The sequence below is a fragment of the Colwellia sp. 1_MG-2023 genome (assembly GCF_030546755.1).
Classification (GTDB): domain Bacteria; phylum Pseudomonadota; class Gammaproteobacteria; order Enterobacterales; family Alteromonadaceae; genus Thalassotalea_H.
In genome coordinates this window covers 1-24499 of sequence record NZ_JAUOPE010000018.1, presented here as the reverse complement: position 1 = coordinate 24499, position 24499 = coordinate 1, and the positions used below count along the sequence as shown (strand labels likewise).

Annotated in this window: 36 protein-coding genes; 4 read left to right on the top strand and 32 right to left on the bottom strand. The window is 39.5% G+C overall.

What is annotated here, in order from left to right; genetic code table 11:
- Positions 1-54: 54 nt before the first annotated feature.
- Complete coding sequence (locus Q4493_RS16745) at positions 55-408, top strand: DUF3802 family protein (RefSeq protein WP_303455121.1); 354 nt, start codon at positions 55-57, stop codon at positions 406-408.
- Positions 409-738: 330 nt separating this feature from the next.
- Complete coding sequence (locus Q4493_RS16740) at positions 739-1143, top strand: OsmC family protein (protein ID WP_303455119.1); 405 nt, start codon at positions 739-741, stop codon at positions 1141-1143.
- Positions 1144-1175: 32 nt separating this feature from the next.
- Here the strand turns inward: Q4493_RS16740 and Q4493_RS16735 are convergent, their stop codons facing one another.
- From Q4493_RS16735 to Q4493_RS16580, 32 genes are all read right to left on the bottom strand, one after another.
- Entirely contained in the window at positions 1176-2075 is a 900-nt protein-coding gene (locus Q4493_RS16735; RefSeq protein WP_303455118.1) for a phosphoribulokinase, read from the bottom strand.
- 171 nt (positions 2076-2246) lie between these two features.
- Entirely contained in the window at positions 2247-2654 is a 408-nt protein-coding gene (gene rplQ / locus Q4493_RS16730; protein ID WP_303455115.1) for a 50S ribosomal protein L17, read from the bottom strand.
- 41 nt (positions 2655-2695) lie between these two features.
- Positions 2696-3685, bottom strand: coding sequence for a DNA-directed RNA polymerase subunit alpha (rpoA, locus tag Q4493_RS16725; protein WP_303455114.1), 990 nt, complete (start codon positions 3683-3685; stop codon positions 2696-2698).
- A gap of 25 nt (positions 3686-3710) precedes the next feature.
- A complete protein-coding gene (gene rpsD / locus Q4493_RS16720) occupies positions 3711-4331 on the bottom strand; it encodes a 30S ribosomal protein S4 (protein ID WP_303455111.1) in 621 nt (206 codons plus the stop codon).
- Positions 4332-4364: 33 nt separating this feature from the next.
- The gene (rpsK, locus tag Q4493_RS16715; RefSeq protein WP_076420861.1) at positions 4365-4754 is read right to left on the bottom strand and encodes a 30S ribosomal protein S11; all 390 of its coding nucleotides are present in this window, start codon (positions 4752-4754) and stop codon (positions 4365-4367) included.
- Positions 4755-4767: 13 nt separating this feature from the next.
- Entirely contained in the window at positions 4768-5124 is a 357-nt protein-coding gene (rpsM, locus tag Q4493_RS16710; protein ID WP_303455101.1) for a 30S ribosomal protein S13, read from the bottom strand.
- Between the two features lie 130 nt (positions 5125-5254).
- On the bottom strand, positions 5255-5368 hold the full coding sequence (gene rpmJ / locus Q4493_RS16705) for a 50S ribosomal protein L36 (protein WP_068545060.1): 114 nt from the start codon (positions 5366-5368) through the stop codon (positions 5255-5257).
- A 17-nt stretch (positions 5369-5385) separates the two neighbouring features.
- Entirely contained in the window at positions 5386-6711 is a 1326-nt protein-coding gene (gene secY, locus Q4493_RS16700; RefSeq protein WP_303455091.1) for a preprotein translocase subunit SecY, read from the bottom strand.
- 8 nt (positions 6712-6719) lie between these two features.
- The gene (rplO, locus tag Q4493_RS16695; RefSeq protein WP_303455090.1) at positions 6720-7154 is read right to left on the bottom strand and encodes a 50S ribosomal protein L15; all 435 of its coding nucleotides are present in this window, start codon (positions 7152-7154) and stop codon (positions 6720-6722) included.
- Positions 7155-7156: 2 nt separating this feature from the next.
- Complete coding sequence (gene rpmD / locus Q4493_RS16690; protein ID WP_074496183.1) at positions 7157-7336, bottom strand: 50S ribosomal protein L30; 180 nt, start codon at positions 7334-7336, stop codon at positions 7157-7159.
- Between the two features lie 6 nt (positions 7337-7342).
- The gene (rpsE, locus tag Q4493_RS16685; RefSeq protein WP_303455086.1) at positions 7343-7852 is read right to left on the bottom strand and encodes a 30S ribosomal protein S5; all 510 of its coding nucleotides are present in this window, start codon (positions 7850-7852) and stop codon (positions 7343-7345) included.
- A gap of 9 nt (positions 7853-7861) precedes the next feature.
- On the bottom strand, positions 7862-8215 hold the full coding sequence (rplR, locus tag Q4493_RS16680; protein WP_303455085.1) for a 50S ribosomal protein L18: 354 nt from the start codon (positions 8213-8215) through the stop codon (positions 7862-7864).
- A gap of 9 nt (positions 8216-8224) precedes the next feature.
- Positions 8225-8758 (bottom strand): 50S ribosomal protein L6, encoded by a 534-nt coding sequence (rplF, locus tag Q4493_RS16675; protein WP_303455083.1) that lies wholly within the window; start codon positions 8756-8758, stop codon positions 8225-8227.
- An 11-nt stretch (positions 8759-8769) separates the two neighbouring features.
- Positions 8770-9165, bottom strand: a complete 396-nt coding sequence (gene rpsH / locus Q4493_RS16670; RefSeq protein WP_303455080.1) for a 30S ribosomal protein S8 — start codon at positions 9163-9165, stop codon at positions 8770-8772.
- Between the two features lie 13 nt (positions 9166-9178).
- Positions 9179-9484 (bottom strand): 30S ribosomal protein S14, encoded by a 306-nt coding sequence (gene rpsN, locus Q4493_RS16665; protein WP_303455078.1) that lies wholly within the window; start codon positions 9482-9484, stop codon positions 9179-9181.
- A gap of 11 nt (positions 9485-9495) precedes the next feature.
- Entirely contained in the window at positions 9496-10035 is a 540-nt protein-coding gene (rplE, locus tag Q4493_RS16660; RefSeq protein ID WP_303455076.1) for a 50S ribosomal protein L5, read from the bottom strand.
- Between the two features lie 15 nt (positions 10036-10050).
- Positions 10051-10365, bottom strand: coding sequence for a 50S ribosomal protein L24 (gene rplX, locus Q4493_RS16655; RefSeq protein ID WP_303455075.1), 315 nt, complete (start codon positions 10363-10365; stop codon positions 10051-10053).
- A 12-nt stretch (positions 10366-10377) separates the two neighbouring features.
- Complete coding sequence (gene rplN, locus Q4493_RS16650) at positions 10378-10746, bottom strand: 50S ribosomal protein L14 (protein ID WP_303455072.1); 369 nt, start codon at positions 10744-10746, stop codon at positions 10378-10380.
- Between the two features lie 298 nt (positions 10747-11044).
- Positions 11045-11293: a 30S ribosomal protein S17 gene (gene rpsQ / locus Q4493_RS16645; RefSeq protein WP_303455070.1), complete on the bottom strand. Its 249-nt coding sequence runs from the start codon at positions 11291-11293 to the stop codon at positions 11045-11047.
- Positions 11293-11484, bottom strand: coding sequence for a 50S ribosomal protein L29 (gene rpmC / locus Q4493_RS16640; protein ID WP_303455069.1), 192 nt, complete (start codon positions 11482-11484; stop codon positions 11293-11295). The genes rpsQ and rpmC overlap by 1 nt, the downstream gene beginning before the upstream one ends.
- Positions 11484-11897, bottom strand: a complete 414-nt coding sequence (rplP, locus tag Q4493_RS16635; RefSeq protein WP_242283930.1) for a 50S ribosomal protein L16 — start codon at positions 11895-11897, stop codon at positions 11484-11486. Before rplP ends, rpmC begins: the two co-directional genes overlap by 1 nt.
- A gap of 10 nt (positions 11898-11907) precedes the next feature.
- Positions 11908-12600 (bottom strand): 30S ribosomal protein S3, encoded by a 693-nt coding sequence (gene rpsC / locus Q4493_RS16630; RefSeq protein ID WP_303455063.1) that lies wholly within the window; start codon positions 12598-12600, stop codon positions 11908-11910.
- Positions 12601-12611: 11 nt separating this feature from the next.
- Positions 12612-12944, bottom strand: a complete 333-nt coding sequence (gene rplV / locus Q4493_RS16625) for a 50S ribosomal protein L22 (protein ID WP_303455060.1) — start codon at positions 12942-12944, stop codon at positions 12612-12614.
- Positions 12945-12955: 11 nt separating this feature from the next.
- A complete protein-coding gene (gene rpsS, locus Q4493_RS16620; RefSeq protein WP_284244759.1) occupies positions 12956-13231 on the bottom strand; it encodes a 30S ribosomal protein S19 in 276 nt (91 codons plus the stop codon).
- Between the two features lie 25 nt (positions 13232-13256).
- Positions 13257-14081 carry a 50S ribosomal protein L2 gene (gene rplB / locus Q4493_RS16615; RefSeq protein WP_303455054.1) on the bottom strand — a complete coding sequence of 275 codons (825 nt, stop codon included), beginning with the start codon at positions 14079-14081 and terminating at the stop codon, positions 13257-13259.
- A gap of 12 nt (positions 14082-14093) precedes the next feature.
- Positions 14094-14396: a 50S ribosomal protein L23 gene (rplW, locus tag Q4493_RS16610; protein ID WP_303455051.1), complete on the bottom strand. Its 303-nt coding sequence runs from the start codon at positions 14394-14396 to the stop codon at positions 14094-14096.
- On the bottom strand, positions 14393-14998 hold the full coding sequence (gene rplD, locus Q4493_RS16605; protein ID WP_303455048.1) for a 50S ribosomal protein L4: 606 nt from the start codon (positions 14996-14998) through the stop codon (positions 14393-14395). Before rplD ends, rplW begins: the two co-directional genes overlap by 4 nt.
- Positions 14999-15013: 15 nt before the next feature.
- On the bottom strand, positions 15014-15652 hold the full coding sequence (rplC, locus tag Q4493_RS16600; protein ID WP_303455045.1) for a 50S ribosomal protein L3: 639 nt from the start codon (positions 15650-15652) through the stop codon (positions 15014-15016).
- Positions 15653-15667: 15 nt separating this feature from the next.
- Positions 15668-15979, bottom strand: a complete 312-nt coding sequence (gene rpsJ, locus Q4493_RS16595) for a 30S ribosomal protein S10 (RefSeq protein WP_019026497.1) — start codon at positions 15977-15979, stop codon at positions 15668-15670.
- A 481-nt stretch (positions 15980-16460) separates the two neighbouring features.
- The gene (locus Q4493_RS16590) at positions 16461-17984 is read right to left on the bottom strand and encodes a PDZ domain-containing protein (protein WP_303455041.1); all 1524 of its coding nucleotides are present in this window, start codon (positions 17982-17984) and stop codon (positions 16461-16463) included.
- The gene (locus Q4493_RS16585; protein ID WP_303455039.1) at positions 17968-18492 is read right to left on the bottom strand and encodes a hypothetical protein; all 525 of its coding nucleotides are present in this window, start codon (positions 18490-18492) and stop codon (positions 17968-17970) included. Before Q4493_RS16585 ends, Q4493_RS16590 begins: the two co-directional genes overlap by 17 nt.
- Positions 18479-19021 carry an RNA polymerase sigma factor gene (locus tag Q4493_RS16580; protein WP_303455037.1) on the bottom strand — a complete coding sequence of 181 codons (543 nt, stop codon included), beginning with the start codon at positions 19019-19021 and terminating at the stop codon, positions 18479-18481. The genes Q4493_RS16585 and Q4493_RS16580 overlap by 14 nt, the downstream gene beginning before the upstream one ends.
- 396 nt (positions 19022-19417) lie before the next feature.
- Here Q4493_RS16580 and fusA point away from each other — a divergent pair, with 396 nt between their 5' ends.
- Together fusA and Q4493_RS16570 are read left to right on the top strand one after the other, a co-directional pair.
- On the top strand, positions 19418-21505 hold the full coding sequence (gene fusA, locus Q4493_RS16575; protein WP_303455035.1) for an elongation factor G: 2088 nt from the start codon (positions 19418-19420) through the stop codon (positions 21503-21505).
- A gap of 2257 nt (positions 21506-23762) precedes the next feature.
- Positions 23763-24350, top strand: a complete 588-nt coding sequence (locus Q4493_RS16570) for a hypothetical protein (RefSeq protein ID WP_303455033.1) — start codon at positions 23763-23765, stop codon at positions 24348-24350.
- Positions 24351-24499 lie beyond the last annotated feature (149 nt).

Below are 24499 nucleotides of genomic sequence, written 5' to 3'. Positions count from 1 at the left end.
TTTTTACCTAGACGGAGTACTATTAATTCAACGATAAATTTTAATGAGAGAAATATGGTTACCGACACTGAAGGTTATGTACATATTATCGAGTATCTGACCGAGCATTTAAGTTTATTCGAAAACTGTACAGATACTGATTCATCGAATGATTCTGTTATTGCTGTTATTGAACAGGAGCTTAGTGAACAGATTATTATGGTTTGCAATCAAAATGAACAATTATCGTTCAACCAACGTAATACCATTATCCGGGAAGTCGATGCGATTGTTTATGATTTAGAAGAGATCCTTTCTGGGGTTATCAATAATCCAGTTACAGAGCAACAAAATACATTTTTAAAAGAATTTGCCTTATTAATAAAAAATCTATTCGATACTGAAGTTCACTCAGGCGTCCTTCAGTAATCTCTGCACAAATTGTGGGTGTGTTGATCTCTCGCGATGTTTTATGCAACAGTTTAATTACTATTTATACAAAGCATTGTGAATGATATGTGGTTATTCCACCTTAATGAGCAATAATGTAGTAGAAATGACAAACAAATGTTGCCCGAAGGGTTCAATTAAAAGCCATTATTTATTCGTTTTTCGCTATTTACATGGAACATCCATGCTACTTAACTCACGCCTTGAATAAATAACTTTTATGTTGGACAGAATTTAACCTCGAAAGATCAACACGCCCTAGTCTAACCAACTTATTTCAGTTATTATTTTTCATTTTTAGGAAATGATATGAAAGCACAAGTTAAATGGATAGGCGACGAAATGTTCGCAGGGATTTCAGAAAGCGGACATACTATCGTTTTAGATGCTAATGCTGGTAACTTAGCACCCAGTCCTCTAGAAAATGTTTTGATCTCATTAGGTGGATGCTCATCTGTAGATGTGATCAGTATTTTAAAGAAAACTCGTCAAAACGTGAAAGATTGTCAAGTCGAAATTACCGGCACAAGAGTAGAATCAGTCCCGAAACTATTCTCAGATATTCATTTACACTTTGTCATTTCGGGAAGCAACATTGAAGAAAAACATGTTAAGAAAGCTATTAGCCTATCTGCTGATAAATATTGCTCTGTAGCATTGATGCTTAACAAGTCCGTGAATATCACTCACGATTACTCAATCATCGAAAGTTAATATTATTTGAAGCTAGCGGGTGTAATTGATACTTAGAGATCGCTCATCCAGTCTAATTGTTTATTAGCTTCATGTTTTTTCTGCATTATTTCTTGTATAAGTGGAGTTAAAATTAACTCCATTGCCAAGCCCATTTTACCACCTGGCACCACAAGCGTATTCATTCTTGACATAAACGCACCATCAATCATGCTGAGAAAATATGGAAAATCGATATGATTGCCATCTCGACAACGAATTACCACAAAACTTTCATCAAGCGTAGGGATCGCTTTAGCACTAAAAGGATTTGAAGTATCAACCGTTGGTACACGTTGAAAATTAATATGGGTTCGTGAAAATTGAGGGGTAATAAAAGAGATATAATCTTCCATACTTCTTACAATACTTGCTGTCACAGCTTCTCTACTATGACCACGTTGATTGGTATCCCGAATTATTTTTTGGATCCATTCAAGGTTAACAATGGGTACCATACCAATAAGCAAATCGACATGTTGAGAGACATCATTTTTCTCTGTGACTACCCCGCCATGAAGACCTTCATAAAACAATAGGTCTGTACCTTCACCTAAGCTTTCCCAAGGTGTAAACGTACCTGGCATTTGATTATATGGCACAGCCTCATCGAATGTATGCAAGTAGCGGCGCATTTTGCCTTTACCTGTTTCTGAATAATCTCTAAATAATCTTTCCAATGCATCAAAGTCATTGGCTTCATCACCAAAATAGCTAATATTTCGCTTATCTTCCCTAGCTTTCCTTTTTTCCAAATCCATTTCTTGTCGCGAGTAGCGATGAAAACTGTCTCCTTCGACTTTGGCTGACACTATGCCTAATGTCCGAAATATATGTTCAAAGGACTCGGTTGTGGTTGACGTGCCTGCACCAGACGAACCTGTTACAGCTATTATAGGATTACGAGACGACATAAAAATTAAGCCTTTGATTAACGGGTTTAATGTTATACGAAGAATATCAAGGTAGGTCAAGAAAGTTCGTCTTCACCTAAGTTTAAAACGTGTTTTAACTATAAATTTTTGGCAATAAAAAACGGAGCAAAAAGCTCCGTTTTAAATAATTCGCTTAATTATAATAAATAATTAAGCTTCTTCGCTAACTTCTTCAACTTCTTCAGCAACTTCTTCAACTGCTGGGCGGTCTACAAGTTCAACGTAAGCCATAGGCGCTTTATCACCAGTACGGTAACCGCATTTTAAAATGCGAGTGTAACCACCTGGACGTTCTTGGTAACGTTCACCAAGTTCGTTAAATAAAATACCTACTACTTCTTGATCACGTGTGCGGGCAAATGCCAAACGGCGGTTTGCTACACTGTCGGTCTTAGCCATAGTAATTAATGGCTCTACAACGCGACGTAATTCTTTAGCTTTAGCAACAGTCGTTTTGATAACGCCGTGTTTAACTAAAGAACTTGCCATATTGCGGAACATCGCCTGGCGATGACTGCTATTACGGTTTAACTGGCGACCGCTTTTACGATGGCGCATAAGTTAATCCTTCTCTCAACTATTAAAAAACGATGATCGACTTAGTCGTTATCAGCAATGCTTTCAGGCGGCCAATTTTCAAGGCGCATACCTAAAGATAAACCACGAGACGCTAACACGTCTTTGATTTCTGTTAGAGACTTCTTACCTAAATTAGGTGTTTTAAGAAGCTCAACTTCAGCACGTTGTACTAAATCACCAATATATTGTATTGCTTCTGCTTTTAAACAGTTAGCAGATCGAACAGTAAGTTCAAGATCATCAACTGGGCGTAACAATATCGGATCAAACAGAGGTTTTTCCTCTTTAGGTTCTTCTTGAGTAATATCACGTAACTCAACAAACGCATCTAGCTGTTCAGCTAAAATAGTTGAAGCGCGACGGATAGCTTCCTCAGGATCTAACGTACCGTTAGTTTCCATATCAAGAACCAATTTATCCAAATCTGTACGTTGTTCAACACGTGCAGAATCAACATCATAAGCAATTCTAACTACAGGACTGAAAGATGCATCAACTAACAAACGTCCAATTGCACGATCTTCTTCCTCGGCATCACGACGAGTTGAAGCAGGAACGTAACCACGACCCATTTCAACTTTAATGCGCATACTGATAGAGCCATCACCGGTAAGGTGACAAATCACATGTTCTGGATTTGCAATTTCTACATCTCCATCATGCTGAATATCAGCTGCCGTTACAGGGCCTTCACCTGACTTAGTTAAGGTAAGAACTGCTTCATTTTTGCCTTCTAAACCAATTGCTAATCCTTTAAGGTTTAACAGTATTTCGATGATGTCTTCTTGAACACCTTCTTTACTACTGTACTCATGTAATACACCATCAATTTCTACTTCAGTTACAGCACAACCTGGCATTGAAGATAAAAGTATACGACGTAAGGCATTACCTAAAGTGTGACCAAAACCACGTTCCAATGGTTCTAAAGTTACTTTAGCGCGTGTAGTGCTAACAGTTTCAATATCAACCAAGCGTGGTCTAAGAAATTCGGTTACAGAACCCTGCATATATGTCCTCTCTTAAAGTGCGACTTTACTTAGAGTAAAGTTCAACTATCAACTGTTCATTAATTTCGGCAGATAAATCTGAACGATCTGGAACGCGTTTGAAAACACCTTCTAGCTTCTTATTATCTACTTCAACCCAGACAGGCTTCTCACGTTGTTCAGCCAATTCTAAAGCAGCAATGATACGCGCTTGAGTTTTCGACTTTTCACGAACAGAAACTACATCTTCAGCTTTAACAGTGAAAGATGGAATATTAACAACACTTCCATTCACTACGATAGCTTTGTGACTTACAAGTTGACGTGCTTCAGCTCGTGTACTTGCAAAGCCCATGCGGTATACAACGTTGTCTAAACGTTTTTCTAAAAGTTGTAACAAGTTTTCACCTGTATTACCTTTTAGACGCGCAGCTTCTTTATAGTAGTTACGGAATTGCTTCTCTAGAACGCCATAAATACGACGAACTTTTTGTTTTTCACGAAGTTGAACACCATAATCAGATAAACGACCGCGACGTGCGCCGTGCTGACCTGGGATCATTTCGAATTTACATTTAGTGTCAATAGCTCTAACACCACTTTTAAGGAACAAATCAGTTCCTTCGCGGCGGCTAAGCTTTAACTTTGGACCTAAATATCTAGCCATTTTCTTTCTCCAACTATCCTAAAAAATGAGCGATTAAACGCGACGTTTCTTAGGAGGACGACAACCATTATGAGGAATCGGTGTAACGTCAGTAATGTTGGTGATTTTAAAACCAGCAGCATTTAAAGCACGGATAGCAGATTCTCGACCTGGACCCGGACCTTTAACGAACACTTCAATATTCTTCAAGCCAAACTCTTGTGCAGCTTTACCAGCACGATCTGCAGCTACTTGCGCAGCAAATGGAGTTGATTTACGCGAACCACGGAAACCAGAACCACCAGCAGTCGCCCAAGATAATGCATTACCTTGACGGTCTGTAAGAGTTACGATTGTGTTGTTGAAAGAAGCATGGATATGAGCCATGCCATCAGCAACTTGTTTTTTTACGCGTTTACGCGTACGTACAGGTGTTTTAGCCATTGTCTAGTTCCTCTTACTTCTTAATTGGCTTACGAGGACCTTTACGGGTACGCGCATTTGTTTTAGTGCGTTGACCACGTAGAGGAAGACTGCGACGGTGGCGAATACCACGGAAACAACCTAAATCCATAAGACGTTTAATGTTCATTGAAACTTCACGGCGTAAATCACCTTCTACGGTGTATTTATCCACTTCTGCGCGAAGCAAATCAATTTTTGCTTCGTCTAATTCACTGATCTTCGTAGATTCATCGATACCAGCCGCCGCACAAATAGCTTTTGCACGAGTTTGACCAATACCGTAAATCGCAGTAATGGCGATTACTGCATGTTTACGATCAGGGATGTTAATGCCAGCGATACGGGCCACTAACACATCTCCTATTTAAAGATTAAAATTAACCGGTTGAAAAGCCCGTTAGGATACTCAACCAGCGACTTATTTTGTAAATCGAAGCGGCATTATACAGAGTTATCTGCATAATGCTACTGCTAAAGATTTAGCCTTGACGTTGCTTATGCTTTGGTTCAACGCAAATTACGCGAACAACACCAGCACGTTTAACAACTTTACAGTTACGGCAAATCTTTTTTACGGATGCACGAACTTTCATTTTATACTCCGTTAAACCTAGCGGCCATAGCCTTTCAGGTTTGCTTTCTTAAGTACATTATCATATTGATGAGACATCAAATGTGTTTGTACTTGAGCCATAAAATCCATAATAACCACAACAATGATCAGTAACGATGTTCCACCAAAGTAGAACTGTACATCCCATGCAATCATCATAAATTCAGGAACCAAACAGACAAAGGTAATATACAACGCACCAGTTAAAGTTAAACGTGTCATTACTTTATCTATATATTTAGACGTTTGCTCACCAGGACGAATCCCAGGAATAAACGCACCAGATTTTTTCAGGTTATCTGCTGTTTCACGCGGATTAAATACTAATGCCGTGTAAAAGAAACAGAAAAATATTATCGCTGCTGCGAGTAACATAACGTAAAGCGGCTGACCTGGAGAAATTGCAATAGACAATTCCTGTAATACGTCGGCTACCATACCGTCACCTTGTCCGAACCAGCTGGCAATAGAGCCAGGGAACAACAAGATACTTGAAGCAAAAATAGGTGGTATAACACCAGCCATATTGACCTTTAAAGGTAAATGTGTACTTTGAGCGGCAAAAACTTTACGTCCTTGCTGTCTCTTAGCGTAGTTAACAACGATACGTCGTTGACCACGTTCTACAAATACCACAAAAAAGGTTACTGCAAATACAATTACTGCAATGAGCAATAATACTAATAGGTGTATTTCCCCTTGACGCGCCATTTCTGCAGTTTGACCTACAGCTGATGGCATACCAGCAACAATACCCGCAAATATTAAGATAGAAATACCGTTTCCAATACCACGTTCGGTAATTTGTTCACCTAACCACATTAAAAACATGGTACCAGTAACCAAACTAACTACAGCAGCAAAGTAGAAACCAAAACCTGCGTCCATTACTAGACCAGGCATCATTCCAGGTAAACTTCTTGCTATCGCGACAGATTGTACCGTTGCTAATATTAAAGTACCGTAGCGGGTGTATTGGCTGATTTTACGTCTTCCAGCTTCACCTTCTTTTTTCAATTCTTGCAAACTAGGGATCATATGAGAACCCAGCTGCATGATAATAGAAGCTGAAATGTAAGGCATAATACCAAGTGCCAATACAGAGGCTCGCTCAAGTGCACCACCAGAGAACATGTTAAACATTTCTACAATGGTGCCCTTTTGTTGTTCAAACAACTGAGCTAATACAGCGGCGTCAATACCAGGGATTGGCACGAATGATCCCAAACGGGCAACAATTAATGCGCCGAATACAAACCATAATCTTTGTTTCAGCTCAGACAGTCCGCCTGCGCCTTTATTATCCATTCCTGGTGTAGCCATAACCTGTATTATTCCTCGATTTTTCCACCGGCAGCTTCAATAGCCGCACGAGCACCTTTAGTAACACTTAAGCCACGAACAGTGATTGGACGAGTAATTTCGCCAGACAACATAATTTTTGCTGTCACAATGTTACGTGTGATTAAGTTAGCGTCTTTAAGCGCATGAATATCGACAACATCACCTGTGATGTTATTTAGTTCATGTAAACGTACTTCAGCGCGAACTAAAGATTTACGTGACGTGAAACCAAATTTAGGTAAACGTTGTTTCAATGGCATTTGACCGCCTTCAAAACCTGGACGAACACTACCGCCAGAACGAGACTTCTGACCTTTGTGACCACGACCACCAGTTTTACCTATGCCTGAACCAATACCACGACCACAGCGTTTCTTGGCTTTCTTAGCACCTGGTGCAGGAGATAAAGTATTTAAATGCATTATTAATCCTCCACCTTAATCATATAATGTACTTGATTGATCATACCACGTACAGATGGAGTATCTTCTAACTCAACTGTATGATTGATACGACGTAAACCAAGACCTTTTAATGTAGCTCTATGTTTCGGTAAACGACCAATAGAACTTTTTACTTGAGTTACTTTTACTGTTTTAGCCATGTTCAATTACCCCAAGATATCTGAAACGCTTTTGCCACGTTTAGCTGCAACAGCTTCTGGCGATTTCATGTTCGCAAGAGCTGAAACAGTAGCGCGTACTACGTTGATTGGGTTAGTAGAACCGTATGCTTTTGACAATACGTTCTGTACGCCTGCAACTTCAAGTACTGCACGCATCGCGCCACCGGCGATGATACCTGTACCTTCAGAAGCTGGTTGCATGTAAACTTTAGAACCTGAATGACGTCCTTTAATAGGATGTTGAAGCGTTGTCCCCTTCAAATCAACGGTTACTAAGTTACGACGTGCTTTTTCCATTGCTTTTTGGATTGCAGCAGGCACTTCACGTGCTTTACCGTAACCAAAACCAACGCGACCAGCACCATCACCAACAACAGTTAATGCTGTGAAACTGAATATGCGACCACCTTTAACCACTTTTGAAACACGGTTAACGGCAATTAGCTTTTCAGCCATATCACTTTGTTGTGAGTTTTCTTGATTATGATTAGCCATCATCAACCCCTAAAACTGAAGACCAGCTTCACGAGCTGCATCTGCTAACGCTTTTACACGACCATGATAACGGAAACCTGAGCGGTCAAATGCTACAGACTCAATGCCTTTAGCTTTTGCACGTTCAGCGATTGCTTTACCAACAGCTTGAGCTGCAGCAACGTTACCTGTTTTTTCTAACTGAGCACTAACTTCTTTATCTAAAGTAGACGCTGTTGCGATTACTTCAGAACCTGTTGGTGCAATCAATTGCGCGTAAATGTGGCGAGGAGTACGGTGAACGACTAAACGATTCGCACCCAGCTCGCTAATTTTTGCACGAGCGCGTTTAGCGCGGCGCAAACGAGATGTTTTCTTATCCATCGTATTACCCTACTTTTTCTTAGCTTCTTTACGGCGTACATATTCATCACTATAACGAATCCCTTTACCTTTATAAGGCTCAGGTTTACGGTAAGCGCGAATGTTCGCAGCAGTTTGACCGACCAACTGTTTGTCAGCGCCTTTCAGCGTGATTTCAGTTTGACTAGGAGTTTCAACAGTTATCCCTTCAGGGATAGCGTGATCAACCGGGTGTGAAAAGCCTAAAGATAAGTTTAAGTTCTTACCTGCAGCTTTTGCACGGTAACCAACACCGTTTAAAACTAATGTTTTTGTAAAACCTTTACTCACACCTTCAACCATATTATTGATTAAAGCACGTGCAGTACCGGCTTGAGCCCAAGCGCCTTTAACATCAGCAACGATATTAGTGATAATGTTGTTTTCTTCTTGAGAAACAACAACGTCACTGTGGATCGTGCGAGATAATTCGCCTACTGGACCTTTAACTTTTATGTCTTGACCTGATAACGTTACTGTAACGCCAGCAGGTACTTCGACAGGTGCTTTTGCAACACGAGACATAGTTCTGCTCCTTACGCTACGAAACCAAGAACTTCACCACCAAGACCCGCAGAGCGAGCGGCACGATCAGTCATTAGACCTTTAGAAGTAGAAACAATCGCAATACCCATGCCCGCTAATACTTTAGGTAACTCATTTGCACCTTTGTATACGCGAAGACCTGGACGTGAAACACGTTTAATTGTTTCGATTACTTCTTTACCTTCAAAATATTTTAAAGTAACAGCTAATTCTGGTTTTGCATCACCAGACACTGAATACTCTGTAATGTAACCTTCTTCTTTAAGTAAGTTAGCAATTGCAACTTTTACTTTAGAAGATGGCATTGTTACTGCAGTTTTTGCTGCAGATTGACCGTTGCGGATGCGTGTAAACATGTCCGCGATAGGATCAGTCATCATAACCATTTACTCCCGTGAATTACCAACTAGCTTTCTTAAGACCTGGAACTTCACCACGCATAGTTGCTTCACGCAACTTGATTCGGCTTAAACCGAATTTACGTAAGTAACCATGTGGACGACCTGTAACGTTACAACGATTACGTTGACGGCTACTAGATGAATCACGAGGTAAACTTTGAAGTTTCAATACTGCATCCCAACGTTCTTCTTCCGAAGAATCAACACCTGAGATGATTGCTTTTAGCGCTGCACGCTTTTCAGCATATTGTGCAACTAATTTGGTTCTTTTAGCTTCACGAGCTTTCATTGACGATTTAGCCATAACTCTACACCTTATTTCTTAAACGGGAAATTAAAGGCAGTCAGCAATGCATGACCTTCTTCATTAGATTTCGCAGTAGTAGTGATAGTAATATCCATACCACGAATCTTATCGATTTTATCATACTCGATTTCTGGGAAGATGATTTGCTCACGAACACCCATGCTGTAATTACCACGGCCATCGAACGATTTCGGGTTCAAGCCACGGAAGTCACGAATACGAGGAACAGAAATAGAGATTAAACGCTCTAAAAATTCCCACATTCTTTCACCGCGTAGAGTTACTTTTGCGCCAATAGGATAACCTTCACGAATCTTAAAGCCCGCAACAGATTTGCGTGCTACAGTCGTAATAGGCTTTTGACCTGAGATTGCAGTAAGATCATTTGTGGCATGTTCTAATACTTTTTTATCAGCAATAGCTTCACCAACACCCATGTTAAGGGTGATCTTTTCAATCCGAGGGACTTGCATGACACTTTTATAGTCAAACTTCTTTTGAAGTTCAGCTACAACTGTATCTTTATATAAATCATGCAGTTTCGCCATCGTTTACTCCAATTATTAAACTAATTCGTTATTAGATTTGAAAAAACGTACTTTTTTGCCGTCTTCAATTCTAAAACCTACACGATCTGCTTTACCCGTTGCTGGGTTAAGGATCGCTACGTTTGAAACGTTTAAAGGTGCTTCTTTTTCAACAATGCCACCAGGCTGCTGTAACTGAGGTACAGGCTTAGTGTGCTTCTTGATTAAGTTAACGCCTTCAACAAATACTTTACCATCTTCAACAAGCACTTTAGTGACTTTACCAGTCTTGCCCTTGTCTTTTCCGGCTAGTATAACTACTTCATCATCACGACGAATTTTAGATGCCATTATCGTGACTCCTTATAGTACTTCTGGAGCAAGTGAAACGATTTTCATGAACTTTTCATTACGAAGTTCACGTGTCACAGGTCCGAAAATACGAGTACCAATTGGTTGTAAGTTAGCATTTAACATTACAGCCGCGTTTTCATCAAAACGGATGGCTGAACCATCTGTACGACGAACACCTTTCTTTGTGCGCACCACTACTGCAGTAAGAACATCACCTTTTTTAACCTTACCGCGAGGATTTGCTTCCTTCACTGCAATTTTAATGATATCACCAATGCGTGCGTAGCGACGGTGCGAACCACCAAGAACCTTTATACATTGTACACGTCGAGCGCCGCTGTTATCAGCTACGTTCAATTGTGATTGCATTTGGATCATTTAATATGTCTCCGCTATTTATCTTTCGTCTATAAAAAAGATAGAAATTTAAGGCCAGAAATTTGACCCGTCACTGCCTTTTAAATCCCACTCATATTAAGAGGGCGCGAGATTATAACACCAGTTATTAAAAAGTGGTACTTTATTTAAACAATTATTTATAATTAATCGGTATTCTTTCTACCTGAGAAGGCTAGATCGAGCTATAGGTGGGACTTTTGACTTTTTATCTATCTTTTTCCAATAAAAAACGGCTCCCTAAGGAGCCGTTTTAATAGTTACTATAAAACTTAAAAAATTAAGCTTTTGTTACTACGTCAACCAATGTCCAGTTTTTAGACTTAGAAATTGGAGCACATTCACGAATAGTTACTACGTCACCTGCATTACACTGGTTAGTTTCATCGTGCGCTTTCAACTTAGTTGAACGCGTCATGAACTTTCCGTAAATTGGGTGTTTAACACGTCGTTCAATTAAAACAGTGATAGACTTATCCATTTTATCACTGATTACACGACCTTGTAGTGTACGAATTTTTTCGCTCATTACTTATCTGCCTTTTCAGTTATGATAGTCTTAACACGTGCAATATTGCGACGTACCGTTCTTAGCAAGTGAGTTTGTGCTAACTGACCTGTGCTTGCTTGCATGCGATAGTTAAACTGTTCGCGCAAAAGCTCAAGTAATTCAGCATTTAACTCTTCAATGCTTTTTTCTCTTAAATCGCTAGCTTTCATTACATCACCGTTCTAGTTACGAAGGTTGTTTTAAACGGAAGTTTAGCTGCCGCTAAAGCAAATGCTTCGCGTGCTAATTCTTCTGATACACCTTCCATTTCATAAAGAACACGACCTGGTAGAATTTGACATACCCAATATTCTACAGAACCTTTACCTTTACCCATACGAACCTCAAGAGGCTTTTTAGTAATTGGTTTGTCTGGAAATACTCGGATCCAAATTTTACCTTGACGCTTAACGTGACGAGTCATCGCACGACGAGCTGCTTCAATTTGACGAGCTGTCATACGACCACGCTCAACTGATTTCAACCCGAAAGTACCGAAGCTTACTGAGCTACCGACTTGTGCAAGACCGCGGTTACGCAATTTAAATTGCTTACGGAATTTAGTACGTTTTGGTTGTAACATTACTTATCCCCTACTTGCTCTTGCGATTGTTTCTTTTTTTCGGTTTAGCTGGTGCTTCTACCTGAGTAGGCATACCACCAATCACTTCACCTTTAAAGATCCAAACTTTAATACCGATAACACCATAAGTTGTGTCACCACGCGCGATTGCGTAGTCAATATCAGCACGTAATGTATGCAAAGGTACACGACCTTCACGATACCATTCAGAACGAGCGATATCAGCGCCGCCTAAACGACCGCTAACTTCAACTTTGATACCTTTAGCACCTAAACGCATTGCGTTTTGTACAGCACGCTTCATAGCGCGACGGAACATAACACGACGTTCTAATTGACTAGCAATGCTGTCTGCAACAAGCTGCGCATCCATTTCTGGCTTACGTACTTCAGCGATGTTGATTTGAGCAGGAACACCAGCAATTTTCGATACTTGTAAACGTAATTTTTCTACGTCTTCGCCTTTCTTACCGATAACAACACCTGGACGAGCCGTGTGAATTGTTACGCGGATTGATTTAGCTGGACGTTCAATTACGATTTTTGATAATGATGCACGCTTAAGCTTTTCAGTTAAATATTCACGAACCAAATGGTCACCGTGTAAATTCGCTGAAAAATCTTTGCTACTTGCAAACCAAGTAGACGCGAAAGGTTTAGTGATACCTAAGCGAATACCATTTGGATGGACTTTTTGACCCATTCTAATATCTCCTAGCTATCAGCTACAATCACAGTGATGTGACTTGTACGCTTAAGGATACGATCCGCGCGACCTTTCGCACGAGGCTTGATACGTTTCATTGTAGGACCATCGTCAACCATAATAGTTTTAACGAATAATTCATCAATGTCTGCACCTTCGTTATGTTCTGCATTAGCAATCGCTGAGTTCAAAACTTTTTTCACTAAGTCTGCAGCACCTTTGTTGCTGTAGTCTAAGATTTCTAAAGCTTTTTCAACACCCAAGCCGCGGATTTGATCCACAACTAAACGAGCTTTTTGTGCTGAACCACGGGCAAATTTATGTTTAGCAATAGCTTCCATTTAACTTCCCCTTATCTTTTCGCTTTCTTATCAACGACATGGCCGCGATAAGTACGAGTTGGTGCAAATTCACCCAATTTGTGACCGATCATTTCTTCGGTTACAAATACAGGAACGTGTTGACGGCCATTATGGACAGCTATGGTCAATCCGATCATATTTGGTATGATCATTGAACGACGGGACCAAGTTTTAATTGGCTTTTTATTCCCGCTTTCCAGAGCTTTCTCTACCTTCGTCAACAAGTGTAGGTCTATAAATGGACCTTTCTTGAGAGAACGTGGCATGGTGATTCCTCTTTAATTAGATGTACTATTTAGTACGACGACGTACGATAAACTTATCAGTACGCTTGTTTTTACGAGTCTTGTAACCCTTAGTTGGTACACCCCAAGGAGATACCGGATGACGACCGCCTGAAGTTTTACCTTCACCACCACCGTGTGGGTGATCAACTGGGTTCATGGCAACACCACGAACAGTTGGGCGAACACCACGCCAACGAGTAGCACCTGCTTTACCCAAAGAGCGAAGCATGTGTTCTGCGTTACCGATTTCACCTAAAGTAGCACGACAGTCTGCTTCGATTTTACGCATTTCGCCTGAACGAAGACGTAAAGTAACGTAAGCACCATCTTTAGCAACTAATTGAGCATAAGTACCCGCCGCACGAGCGATTTGAGCACCTTTACCAGGTTTAAGTTCGATTGCATGAATAACACTACCTAATGGTGTGTTACGCAATGGTAATGTGTTACCTGCTTTGATTGGAGCGTCAACACCAGACTGGATAGAATCACCAGCTTTTAAGCCTTTAGGGGCTAAGATGTAACGACGTTCACCATCTGCATATAATACTAACGCAATGTTAGCACTACGGTTTGGATCATATTCCAAACGCTCTACTTTTGCAGGAATGCCATCTTTAGTACGTTTAAAGTCGATCATACGATAATGATGCTTATGACCACCACCTACGTGACGAACTGTAATACGACCAGTATTGTTACGACCACCAGACTTAGACTTAGTGTCTAATAATGGTGCGTAAGGCTTACCTTTATGCAACTCCGCGTTTACCACTTTAACTACGTGGCGACGACCCGGAGAAGTAGGTTTACATTTAACTATAGCCATTTTTGTAAACTCCTATGATTCCGCGCCGACGAAGTCGATGTCGCTGCCTTCAGCAAGAGTAACGTATGCTTTTTTCCAGTCGCTTCTGCGACCAAAACGAGCACCAGTACGTTTTGTCTTACCTTTAACATTTAATGTGCGAACACCTTCAACTGAAACTTCGAAAAGTTTCTCAACAGCAGCTTTGATTTCAGCTTTAGTAGCAGTAGTTGCAACTTTGAAAACAACTGTGTTGTTTGCTTCAGCAGCCATTGTGCTTTTCTCAGAAATGTTCGGTGCCAAAAGCACTTTTAACAAACGTTCTTCGCTTATCATGCTAACATCTCCTCAATTTGCTTAACTGCAGAAGCAGTCATCAATACTTTTTCGAATCCAACTAAAGATACTGGGTCGATACCCGCAACATCGCGAACGTCAACTTTGTATAAGTTACGAGCTGATAAGAACAAGTTTTCTGTTACTTCTGGAGTAACAATTAACACGTCTTTTAACTCTAAACCTTGTAGCTTAGCTACTAATTCTTTAGTTTTTGGCGTTTCAACTGCAAAATCATTTACCACAACTAAGCGTTCTTGACGAACTAACTCAGATAAGATGCTAGCAATAGCACCACGGTACATTTTACGGTTTACTTTTTGGCTGTGATCTTGTGGCTTAGCAGCGAATGTTACGCCACCTGTACGCCAGATTGGACCACGAGTTGTACCAGCACGTGCACGGCCAGTACCTTTTTGACGCCATGGTTTTGCGCCACCGCCGCTAACTTCTGAGCGAGTTTTCTGAGCACGAGTACCAGCACGAGCACCAGCTGCGTATGCAACTACTACTTGGTGTACTAAAGCTTCATTGAACTCACGTCCAAAAGTTGCTTCGGAAACTTCAAGAGCGCCTTTAGCGTCTTTTAATGATAATTCCATCACAAATCTCCTGGACTAGGCTTTAACAGCTGGTTTAATGATTACGTTACCGTTAATAGCACCCGGAACTGACCCTTTGATAAGGAGTAAGTTACGTTCTGCATCAACGCGAACCAATTCTAGGTTTTGTGTAGTAGTCTTCACAGCACCCATATGACCAGACATTTTTTTGCCTTTGAAAACTCGACCTGGTGTTTGACACTGGCCGATTGAACCGTTTGAACGGTGAGAGATAGAGTTACCGTGAGTAGCATCTTGCATGCTAAAGTTCCAACGCTTAATACCACCTTGGAAACCTTTACCTTTAGAAGTACCGGTTACATCTACTAATTTAGTGTCATTGAATAACTCAACAGTGATTTCACTGCCAGCTTCAAGACCTTCACCTTCAGTTTCATTTAAACGGAATTCCCACAAGCCGCGGCCTGCTTCGATACCTGCTTTCGCGAAATGTCCAGCAGTTGGTTTGTTAACACGATTAGCTTTTTTGCTTCCCGTAGTAACTTGCAACGCTGAATAACCATCGTTGTCTACAGTTTTAACCTGAGCAACGCGGTTAGCTTCAACTTCTAGGACTGTAACAGGAGTAGATGCGCCATCTTCAGTGAAGATACGAGTCATACCAACTTTACGTCCAACTAGACCTATAGTCATGTTAAAAACCCCTTATTAACCCAAGCTAATTTGAACGTCAACACCAGCTGCTAAGTCTAAACGCATTAATGCGTCAACAGTCTTTTCAGTAGGTTCAACGATATCAATTAAACGCTTGTGAGTACGAATTTCGTACTGATCACGTGCATCTTTGTTAACGTGTGGAGAAGTCAAGATAGTGAAACGTTCCTTGCGCGTAGGAAGTGGAATAGGACCACGAACCTGTGCACCAGTACGTTTTGCAGTATCAACGATTTCTGCTGTAGATTGATCAATCAAACGATGATCGAACGCTTTCAAACGAATGCGAATTCTTTGATTTGACATGAAGACAAATCCCCAATTATAAAGAACGAACAAAATACTGCCCATCACCTTCCTATTGTAGAAGGGGGGAGTATCGCTAATAACATTCAACCTCCTATCGAGGTTGCTGTATGAACTAAATTCTTCCGAAGCAATTTAGTTGGTTCACGTTGACCTAGGTCGAACGTGGACGCGTATTATACATAAGCATAAAAAAAGAGCAACTGATATTTCTATTTGCTCCTCTATTTTATTATTTATCTATACCTCACGACTTTTTCACAGCCTAGCTTTACTTCACTTCGCAACTTAAACTTTATGGCATAGCGTGATAATTTTATGGTATCTGCCACCTTAAATTATTTGAGGTATATTTCAGCTAATCATTTTTGTAATTTCTCAACTAGCTGAGGATGTTATTAAAACTAAAAAAGAGCAATAATCGATAAAGTTATTGCGCTTTGTCAGTAGAAGATAATAACTCTGAACTTAATGTGAAATTTTACTTATATTTTGGGTTATCTGCAGCATTTGAAGCCGCTCGACTTTTAATACTGCTAAACGGTGATGAAAATTGAGATTGATATGTATTCCTATAAATCGGCCCATAAAATCCATTTTGAAGCGTTGTCAGCTTTTTCCGTAATTCAGAAAGATATTCATGTGATTTAAGATCAATGGTTAATGTAAATGCCGGAATTTCAGTCGCTTCAAACTGGCCGGTTAATTCGATTAACTTATCCTCTCGGTTCACCAATAAAGTAATTATTTGTCCTTCTTGCCAGTGACGTGCTTGAGAAATTAACGCAGTAATGTTATCGGTTAAAATATTTTTATTGGTCGCATTAACGATAATATCACCGCTTTGAAGACCTATTTTTTCCATCGGGCTCATTCGAGTGACCGTATGAATAAGTAATCCCTGTCCTTTCAGCGCTTTACCTTGAATGCCTAAATCTTTGCTTATCAATTTATCTCGATATAGTTTTATTTGATCTGCAGCCAAATTCTTTGCTTTGTAATAGTCATATAAGGCAATTATTTGCCTTTGATATGAAAAAGTCGTTTGTGGGTCCATCATTTTATTATTAACCAACCGAAGTTGATTAGTTGTCGTTTGATTAAAATGATAAAAGCTAGCAGGAATTATCCCTACTTGCTTTATCCCCTCAATCTTCATTTTCTTCCCCCCGCGAATAATGTCAAATTTCAGAGTGTTATCAAACTTCACATTGCCAATATAAGTTTCAAACAACTCCCTACTACTAGCTTTGTCAGGGTTTATTGTTTCTCCTCCTAGCTGTGTGATCAGATCTCCTGATTTAAAACCCATTGATGAGGCGATAGAAAAAGGTAACACCGATAACACTTTAATATGATTATTTTGGGTATACTCATGGTCAAGAATGCTGCCAAAGTATTGGTCGATGTTGATTGGAATTAAATTCGCTTCATTGGTTCGGCTTTGTTGATGGAATTGATACAGTTGCTTTTGTATTTGTGTCAGTTGTTGTTCTAACAATTTTGGTAAAGGTTCATTATCTATAATTAACCTATTACCCCCACCAATAACAGTTATTTCATCGGACACTTTACAGGTACTTTTTTCAAAACTATTGATATGAATGCCTGTCATTTCACTTTTTTCAATCATCTCTAGTTGAAAATGATAATTAGCTAGTACATTCAAATGAATAAATTTCTCTTTAACCACTTCTCTACCTTTAGCGCTAGCTCTTGGTGCAAAGTGCGACTGTTTCAATTGATAATATGATTTTGGATATTGTAAGAGTGTTAAAGTATGCTCGCCTGATGAAATTTGATAGGTAACTCTGCTATCCATGGTTTTTCGGTAATTTGCCTTTTTCTCAAGCATTTTTCCATCAACCCCCACCACTTCCAAAATATAATCGTCGTTTTGCTTAATAGTAAAGGTTGAACAACCTAGATTGTGATAGTCGTTAGCGAGTATTTGTTTTATAAATAATGAAAAAAATAAAACAACCAGCTTAAATACTAAATTCATCATTCTTTCCTTGTGGTTCAGCTAGGTGTTGTTGGATCAACGCTCGTCTTTTTTGCAATATCTTTAATTTTTCTTTAGTTGAGTGTGCCTGAAATAATTCATGATCAAGTTCGCGTAATCTTTCGACTAAAGTGGCCTGCTGAAATGTTACCTGCTGAGAAATATTAACTTTATCTTCAAGCATCATGTTAACAAGTAATATTTCTTGTAGTTGGTTTTGTAATGAATAGTTACTCCACACTAACCAAGTTACCGCTATAAAAAACAATGATGCGGCACTTGCAAATATAAACTGCTTAAATTGAGACGCTTTATTTTTATTTCTCGGCAACCTCTTATAGAGTTCCTGCCAAACATCATTTGGTGGTTGCACTGTAACCATTTGATTTGCTGAAACGGTTAACGCAATAAGCTTCTGTCGTTCAATTTTACATTGCGTGCAACTTTCAATATGCAGTAACTCGATTTGAGTTAAACTTTCCGTTAGTCGATCACTATTTATATGCACGATCTTTGACCTCTTTTGATAAACGTATTTTTTTCAATGTTCGAGAGACAATAGACTTAGAGTAACTCGGCGACTTGCCTACTAAAATAGCTATTTCTTCATGGTTATATTGCTCAACTACGAACAACCATAAAACTAGCCGCTCAACTTCCCCCACTTTTGCAAATAATGATTCAATCAGTCGGCTATCATGCATTTCTTTAACAAACGAGCACTCGATTGACTCAATCTCTTGTGGTAATTCCTCCATCAAAACCATTCGATTATTTTTTTTGATAAAGTTTAAAGTGTTATTAAAGGCAATTCTTTTGGCCCAAGCGAGAAATGACTGTTTAACCGTATAACAGTGTAAATTTTCAATAATATCGAGGAAGGTATCTTGTAATAGCTCTTGTGCTGAATCAGGTTGACGACATATATGAAAAATTACAGTATAAAGCTTGGCGGAAAAGAGTCGGTAGCAACGAGCAAAAGCCTGCGGGCAGCCTTGCTTCATCTCATCAACTAACTGCTCTTCCCAAATGTCCAAATGAAAATCCTTTTTTGTATATATGTTTACCTTAACAATTAAATGATAAATAACGTCGCAAAAAATTGCTTATTTTTCTTATATACTCTTTTATTAAGCATTTTCTAAGCTAACGTCATGAAGAACTTGTTCTGCTAATCTTGAATATTTAAAAGGCGAAAGCATCTTATAATTGAAAGACCGTTAATTAAAACCTATATTTCAAAGGCATATAATCGCAGGTTTAAATAATTATCTACCGATTAAAAAAATAATCATCACAAAAAATTGCTAAAAATAATCCGATCGAATAATTAATAATATTTTCTTTTGTTGATCGCTAGTAAGAATGGTATACTCCCGCGCAAATTTTCATCAATTCCACTTTTTTTAGTAGAAATTAAATAGAGTAAAGTAATGGCAGATTTATCCAAATATAGAAATATTGGTATCTTCGCTCACGTAGATGCTGGTAAAACCACGACAACAGAACGAATTTTGAAACTTACAGGTATGATCCACAAAATCGGTGAAGTTCACGATGGTGAATCAACGACTGATTTCATGGAACAAGAAGCTGAGCGTGGTATTACTATCCAGTCTGCTGCTGTTACTTGTGAATGGAAAAAACACCGTTTTAACGTAATTGACACTCCTGGTCACGTTGATTTCACAGTAGAAGTTTACCGTTCATTAAAAGTACTTGATGGTGGTATTGGTGTTTTCTGTGGTTCTGGTGGTGTTGAGCCGCAATCAGAAACTAACTGGCGTTATGCGAACGAGTCAAAAGTTGCTCGTTTGATTTTCGTTAACAAATTAGACCGTTTAGGTGCTGACTTCTACCGTGTTAAAGCACAAGTAGAAAACGTACTTGGCGCACGTCCACTTGTAATGACATTACCTATTGGTACTGAAGACGAATTTGTTGGTGTTGTAGATGTATTAAGCCAAAAAGCTTATATCTGGGATGATTCAGGTCAACCAGAAAACTACAAAGTTGAAGATATTCCAGCAGATATGGTTGATGATGCTGCAGCATACCGTGAAGAAATGATCGAGACAGCTTTAGAAGCTGACGAAGATTTATTAATGGAATACTTAGAAGGTGAACTTACACCGACTGAAGAGCAAATTAAAGCTTGTATCCGTAAAGGTACTAACGAATTAATGTTCTTCCCTACCTACTGTGGTTCTGCATTTAAAAACAAAGGTATGCAACTTCTTCTTGATGCTGTTGTTGATTACTTACCTTCACCAACTGAAGTTCCACCTCAGCCGTTAACTGACGAAGAAGGTGAACCAACTGGTGAATTCGCTATAGTTGATGCTGATGAGCCATTCCGTGCTTTAGCATTTAAAATTATGGATGACCGTTTTGGTGCGTTAACTTTCGTTCGTGTTTACTCAGGTACGCTTAACAAAGGTGATACTGTTCTTAACTCATTTACGGGTAAAACTGAACGTATCGGCCGTATGGTTGAAATGCAAGCAGAAGATCGCACTGAACTTTCATCTGCACAAGCGGGTGACATTTTAGCTATCGTAGGTATGAAAAACGTACAAACAGGTCACACTTTATGTTCTGTTAAAGAACCATGTACGCTAGAAGCGATGGTATTCCCTGAACCAGTAATCTCAATTGCTGTTGCACCTAAAGATAAAGGTGGTTCAGAGAAAATGGGTATCGCTATTGGTAAAATGGTTGCTGAAGATCCAACGTTTAAAGTTGAAACTGATGAAGATTCAGGTGAAACCATCCTTAAAGGTATGGGTGAGCTTCACTTAGATATCAAAGTAGATATCCTTAAGCGTACTTACGGTGTTGATTTAGTTGTTGGTAAGCCACAAGTTGCATACCGTGAAACTATCACACAAGAAATCGAAGATTCTTACACACATAAGAAGCAATCTGGTGGTTCTGGTCAGTTTGGTAAAATTGACTACCGCATCCGTCCAGGTGAGCCAAACTCAGGTTTCACATTCAAATCAACGGTTGTTGGTGGTAACGTTCCTAAAGAATTCTTCCCAGCTGTTGAGAAGGGCTTTAAAGGCATGATGGAAACTGGTGTTTTAGCTGGCTTCCCAGTATTAGATGTTGAAGTTGAGTTATACGATGGTGGTTTCCACGCAGTTGATTCATCTGCTGTTGCTTTCGAAATCGCTGCTAAAGGCGCTTTCCGTCAATCAATTCCAAAAGCTGGTGCTCAGTTAATTGAACCTATCATGAAAGTTGATGTGTTCACTCCTGAAGATCACGTTGGTGACGTTATCGGTGATTTGAACCGTCGTCGTGGTATGATTAAAGACCAAGAAGCTGGTACAACTGGTGTTCGTATTAAAGCTGACGTTCCTCTTTCAGAAATGTTTGGTTACATCGGATCATTACGTACGATGACATCTGGTCGTGGTCAATTCTCTATGGAATTCTCTCACTACATGCCTTGTCCAAACAACGTAGCTGAAGAAGTTATCGCTGAAGTTAAAGAGCGTAACGCTAAAAAATAATGAGTAATATATACTCATGAAAAAAGGATGCTTCGGCATCCTTTTTTATTGGCTTGAATTTCAGCTAATCAATCGTAAAATTCTTTCAGGCTTAAAGCCTTATTATAGTTATATTGTCGCGGTGGCGACTACACCCAAAGGGAGACAGCTTCCGGCCTCCCTTTGGAATCCCTCGGAGCTGCTAACAAACTTACCCTTCTTTTCTTCAAGTGTAATCGATGTAACAACTAGCAAAGTAGACATCAATTGAGATAGCAATAACAAATCAGCATGGTATTTCATAACAGCAAAATACTTTCGAGTGTATAGTAATTATCACGTTATATTGTCGCGGTGGCGACGACACGTCATGGTCTTTAAACCACTAAAGACCCCGACACCCCAAAGTGACTGCTACATTAAACGTAACCTTACGTGAAAAACAATATTTTCGACGTAACGACAAAGATTGCACATCCATGTGCGGCTTTGCCTTTGTCATCATCCATGATGACAATACGTGAATATTGATTTTAACTTCAGCGTTTAAAGAAGCAGATTCTAAGCTCCGTTCAGCACTCTTACTAAAGCAAAGGCTAAATTCGCTGTTAAAGGTTCGAATGAAATTTAAAACAAAAGAAGAGCAGAGAGGTTTGATTAATACCCAATCCCATCTCAGTGAATAAATCACCATTTTGTAAAGTGTGCAGTCAAGCTGAGCCATGGATGGCGAAGACTGCCGCTTTTCATGGACGAATATCGGCAGGTATTGACTGTTCACTCAAAATGATGATTTATGTCTTTACTGAGTTGGCCGTCGGAGGCGCCTACATGGATGTAGGTGGTAGAGCAACGCAGGAGCAGTTGCCGAGGTTCCAAGGGGAGGCACGGCGGTACGCCGCCCCTTGGGTGCTGTCGGCACACCGACGATCTATTATTTTAATAACCATAGTGAATTATGCCAGTAAAATACTTTCGAGTGATGGTTAATATCATGGTTATATTGTCGCGGTGGCGACGACACGTCATGGTCTTTAAACCACTAAAGACCCCGACACCCCAAAGTGGCTGCTACATTAAACGTAACCTTACGTGAAAAACAATATTTTCGACGTAACGACAAAGATCGCACATCCATGTGCGGCTTTGCCTTTGTCATCATCCATGATGACAATACGTGAATATTGATTTTAACTTCAGCGTTTAAAGAAGCAGAGTCTAAGCTCCGTTCAATATTAGCTTCATTACCTAATTCACTTCTTTGTCAAAAATTCAGCTAACTATAGAAACGAGCAGATTAGACTTAACCATTCCCACCTCAGTGATTTACGTATCAACTAGCAAAGTAGACTTCAATTGGGAGATCGATAACAAATCAGCATTGGTATTTCATAACAGTAAAATACTTTCGAGTGATGGTTAATTATCATGGTTATATTGTCGCGGTGGCGACGACACCCAAAGGGACGCTAACGCCACTGTCCCCTTGGAACCCCATGGCGCTGCTAAAAAATGTATTCTTCATCAATTTAACCTGCTTCGAGCGAACGCTCAGATAACACATCCATGTGCTACTTCGCTTCGCTATCATCCATGATAGCAATCACTGCGCAGGATTAATTGACTCAGCATTTTTTCAAGCAGAATTTATGCTCCGTTCAACATTAGAAATGACCAAAAGTATATTTCTTCGTTATTTCACAATATAAATTATAAAAGTGAGTCTTGCAGGCTTAACCATTTCCCATCTCAGCGATTTACTCATCAACTAGCAAAGGTAGGCCTCGACCCGAGACATGGACGATAAATAGGCAGGTATCGAGGTTTACCGCTAGGTAATGAGTAAAATGTTTACTGAGTTGGGCATCGGAGGAGCCTACATGGATGTAGGTGGTAGAGTAACGCAGGACGCAGTTACCGAGGGTTGCAAGGGGGAAACTGGTGTTATTTCCCCTTTGCGTGCTGTCGCCACCGCGACAATATAGAATATAGACTGCTTAGTGCCATTTGGAGCCATTCGATAATAGATAAGACTCTATTTCTTTTGTCATTAAATAATCGTTTAGTAGAGTTGAATTCAACTCAATAATTGTTCCGCTTCGTCACCAAAGCGGAATACATGAACTATCAGATTTAACGGCAAGAATACTACGATAGCGGATGGTCGAGACGTTGAGCGTAAACCATAGGTTTGTGGCAAATGAGACCTTTCGATGTTAAGTTTATTTGGCTAGAAAATTAACTTTACTACGACACCCGTTATTTATAGGAAATACTTATGAAAACACTCATTGTATTTAGTCTTTTGTTCTCTTTGTACTCTTTGAACTCGTCTGCGAAGGCGGTGATGATTGAGCCGTCGTCTACTGATAATTCTCCATCTGAAAATATAGATAATTTGGCTAATAATATATGTCTTCAGTTTACTGGTGATGGAAATAAAGTTGCTAAGAATGTGAAAAAAAACATTCTAGATCATATGCGAATTTATGAAGAAAAGCCTAATCCGACAGTGGATGAAATAATCAAATTTTTAAACCATAATAAAAACTATATGACCTGTGGACTAGAAAATGAACATTATATGAAAAAAGCCTTTGACCATGGAAGGGCTTATGATCAACTTTTTAATGTTCTCTTTTTTGATGAATTGTTATCTGATGATGATTCACTATATGTTGATGTGAATGCTGTGAGTATGAATAAAGACGGAAATCCAGAAACTGTCTTGGATTATATGTATAAACAGCATACTGACATGACAAATACAAAGCAAGTAAGAGATGAAATAAAAAGCTTAATTGAATTTTTTGAATTAGACCTAGGTGCTAAAAGGTATGTAAACCTGCGGGGGCAGGTTCGTTAAAATAAAGTTTGTAATTCGCTCACATCAGTCTTTAGGACAAAAGTTATTTTCACCGACTATTCATTATTAAACTCTAGACAACAAAAAAGGCGCCTAAGCGCCTTTTTTAATCAGTTCAGATGTGAATCTAAATCGGGAATTAATCCATG

Excerpts from the sequence above, each read along its gene's own strand:
- Q4493_RS16740 (WP_303455119.1), top strand. The coding sequence starts at position 739 with ATGAAAGCACAAGTTAAATGGATAGGCGACGAAATGTTCGCAGGGATT.
- rplB (WP_303455054.1), bottom strand. The coding sequence starts at position 14,081 with ATGGCTATAGTTAAATGTAAACCTACTTCTCCGGGTCGTCGCCACGTA.
- rplP (WP_242283930.1), bottom strand. The coding sequence starts at position 11,897 with ATGTTACAACCAAAACGTACTAAATTCCGTAAGCAATTTAAATTGCGT.
- rpsK (WP_076420861.1), bottom strand. The coding sequence starts at position 4,754 with ATGGCTAAAACACCTGTACGTACGCGTAAACGCGTAAAAAAACAAGTT.
- rpoA (WP_303455114.1), bottom strand. The coding sequence starts at position 3,685 with ATGCAGGGTTCTGTAACCGAATTTCTTAGACCACGCTTGGTTGATATT.
- rplO (WP_303455090.1), bottom strand. The coding sequence starts at position 7,154 with ATGCATTTAAATACTTTATCTCCTGCACCAGGTGCTAAGAAAGCCAAG.
- rplD (WP_303455048.1), bottom strand. The coding sequence starts at position 14,998 with ATGGAATTATCATTAAAAGACGCTAAAGGCGCTCTTGAAGTTTCCGAA.
- secY (WP_303455091.1), bottom strand. The coding sequence starts at position 6,711 with ATGGCTACACCAGGAATGGATAATAAAGGCGCAGGCGGACTGTCTGAG.
- rplE (WP_303455076.1), bottom strand. The coding sequence starts at position 10,035 with ATGGCGAAACTGCATGATTTATATAAAGATACAGTTGTAGCTGAACTT.
- rpmC (WP_303455069.1), bottom strand. The coding sequence starts at position 11,484 with ATGAAAGCTAGCGATTTAAGAGAAAAAAGCATTGAAGAGTTAAATGCT.
- rplW (WP_303455051.1), bottom strand. The coding sequence starts at position 14,396 with ATGATAAGCGAAGAACGTTTGTTAAAAGTGCTTTTGGCACCGAACATT.
- rpsQ (WP_303455070.1), bottom strand. The coding sequence starts at position 11,293 with ATGAGCGAAAAAATTCGTACACTACAAGGTCGTGTAATCAGTGATAAA.
- rpmD (WP_074496183.1), bottom strand. The coding sequence starts at position 7,336 with ATGGCTAAAACAGTAAAAGTAACTCAAGTAAAAAGTTCTATTGGTCGT.
- fusA (WP_303455035.1), top strand. The coding sequence starts at position 19,418 with ATGGCAGATTTATCCAAATATAGAAATATTGGTATCTTCGCTCACGTA.
- rplR (WP_303455085.1), bottom strand. The coding sequence starts at position 8,215 with ATGGATAAGAAAACATCTCGTTTGCGCCGCGCTAAACGCGCTCGTGCA.
- rplF (WP_303455083.1), bottom strand. The coding sequence starts at position 8,758 with ATGTCTCGTGTTGCAAAAGCACCTGTCGAAGTACCTGCTGGCGTTACA.
- rpsH (WP_303455080.1), bottom strand. The coding sequence starts at position 9,165 with ATGGTTATGATGACTGATCCTATCGCGGACATGTTTACACGCATCCGC.
- rpmJ (WP_068545060.1), bottom strand. The coding sequence starts at position 5,368 with ATGAAAGTTCGTGCATCCGTAAAAAAGATTTGCCGTAACTGTAAAGTT.
- rpsC (WP_303455063.1), bottom strand. The coding sequence starts at position 12,600 with ATGGGTCAAAAAGTCCATCCAAATGGTATTCGCTTAGGTATCACTAAA.
- rpsJ (WP_019026497.1), bottom strand. The coding sequence starts at position 15,979 with ATGTCAAATCAAAGAATTCGCATTCGTTTGAAAGCGTTCGATCATCGT.
- rplC (WP_303455045.1), bottom strand. The coding sequence starts at position 15,652 with ATGACTATAGGTCTAGTTGGACGTAAAGTTGGTATGACTCGTATCTTC.
- Q4493_RS16590 (WP_303455041.1), bottom strand. The coding sequence starts at position 17,984 with ATGAATTTAGTATTTAAGCTGGTTGTTTTATTTTTTTCATTATTTATA.
- rplN (WP_303455072.1), bottom strand. The coding sequence starts at position 10,746 with ATGATCCAAATGCAATCACAATTGAACGTAGCTGATAACAGCGGCGCT.
- rpsE (WP_303455086.1), bottom strand. The coding sequence starts at position 7,852 with ATGGCTAATCATAATCAAGAAAACTCACAACAAAGTGATATGGCTGAA.
- Q4493_RS16735 (WP_303455118.1), bottom strand. The coding sequence starts at position 2,075 with ATGTCGTCTCGTAATCCTATAATAGCTGTAACAGGTTCGTCTGGTGCA.
- Q4493_RS16570 (WP_303455033.1), top strand. The coding sequence starts at position 23,763 with ATGAAAACACTCATTGTATTTAGTCTTTTGTTCTCTTTGTACTCTTTG.
- rplX (WP_303455075.1), bottom strand. The coding sequence starts at position 10,365 with ATGGCATCTAAAATTCGTCGTGATGATGAAGTAGTTATACTAGCCGGA.
- rplQ (WP_303455115.1), bottom strand. The coding sequence starts at position 2,654 with ATGCGCCATCGTAAAAGCGGTCGCCAGTTAAACCGTAATAGCAGTCAT.
- Q4493_RS16745 (WP_303455121.1), top strand. The coding sequence starts at position 55 with ATGGTTACCGACACTGAAGGTTATGTACATATTATCGAGTATCTGACC.
- rpsD (WP_303455111.1), bottom strand. The coding sequence starts at position 4,331 with ATGGCTAGATATTTAGGTCCAAAGTTAAAGCTTAGCCGCCGCGAAGGA.
- rplV (WP_303455060.1), bottom strand. The coding sequence starts at position 12,944 with ATGGAAGCTATTGCTAAACATAAATTTGCCCGTGGTTCAGCACAAAAA.
- rpsN (WP_303455078.1), bottom strand. The coding sequence starts at position 9,484 with ATGGCTAAATCGTCAATGAAAGCTCGTGAAGCTAAAAGAACCAAATTA.
- rpsS (WP_284244759.1), bottom strand. The coding sequence starts at position 13,231 with ATGCCACGTTCTCTCAAGAAAGGTCCATTTATAGACCTACACTTGTTG.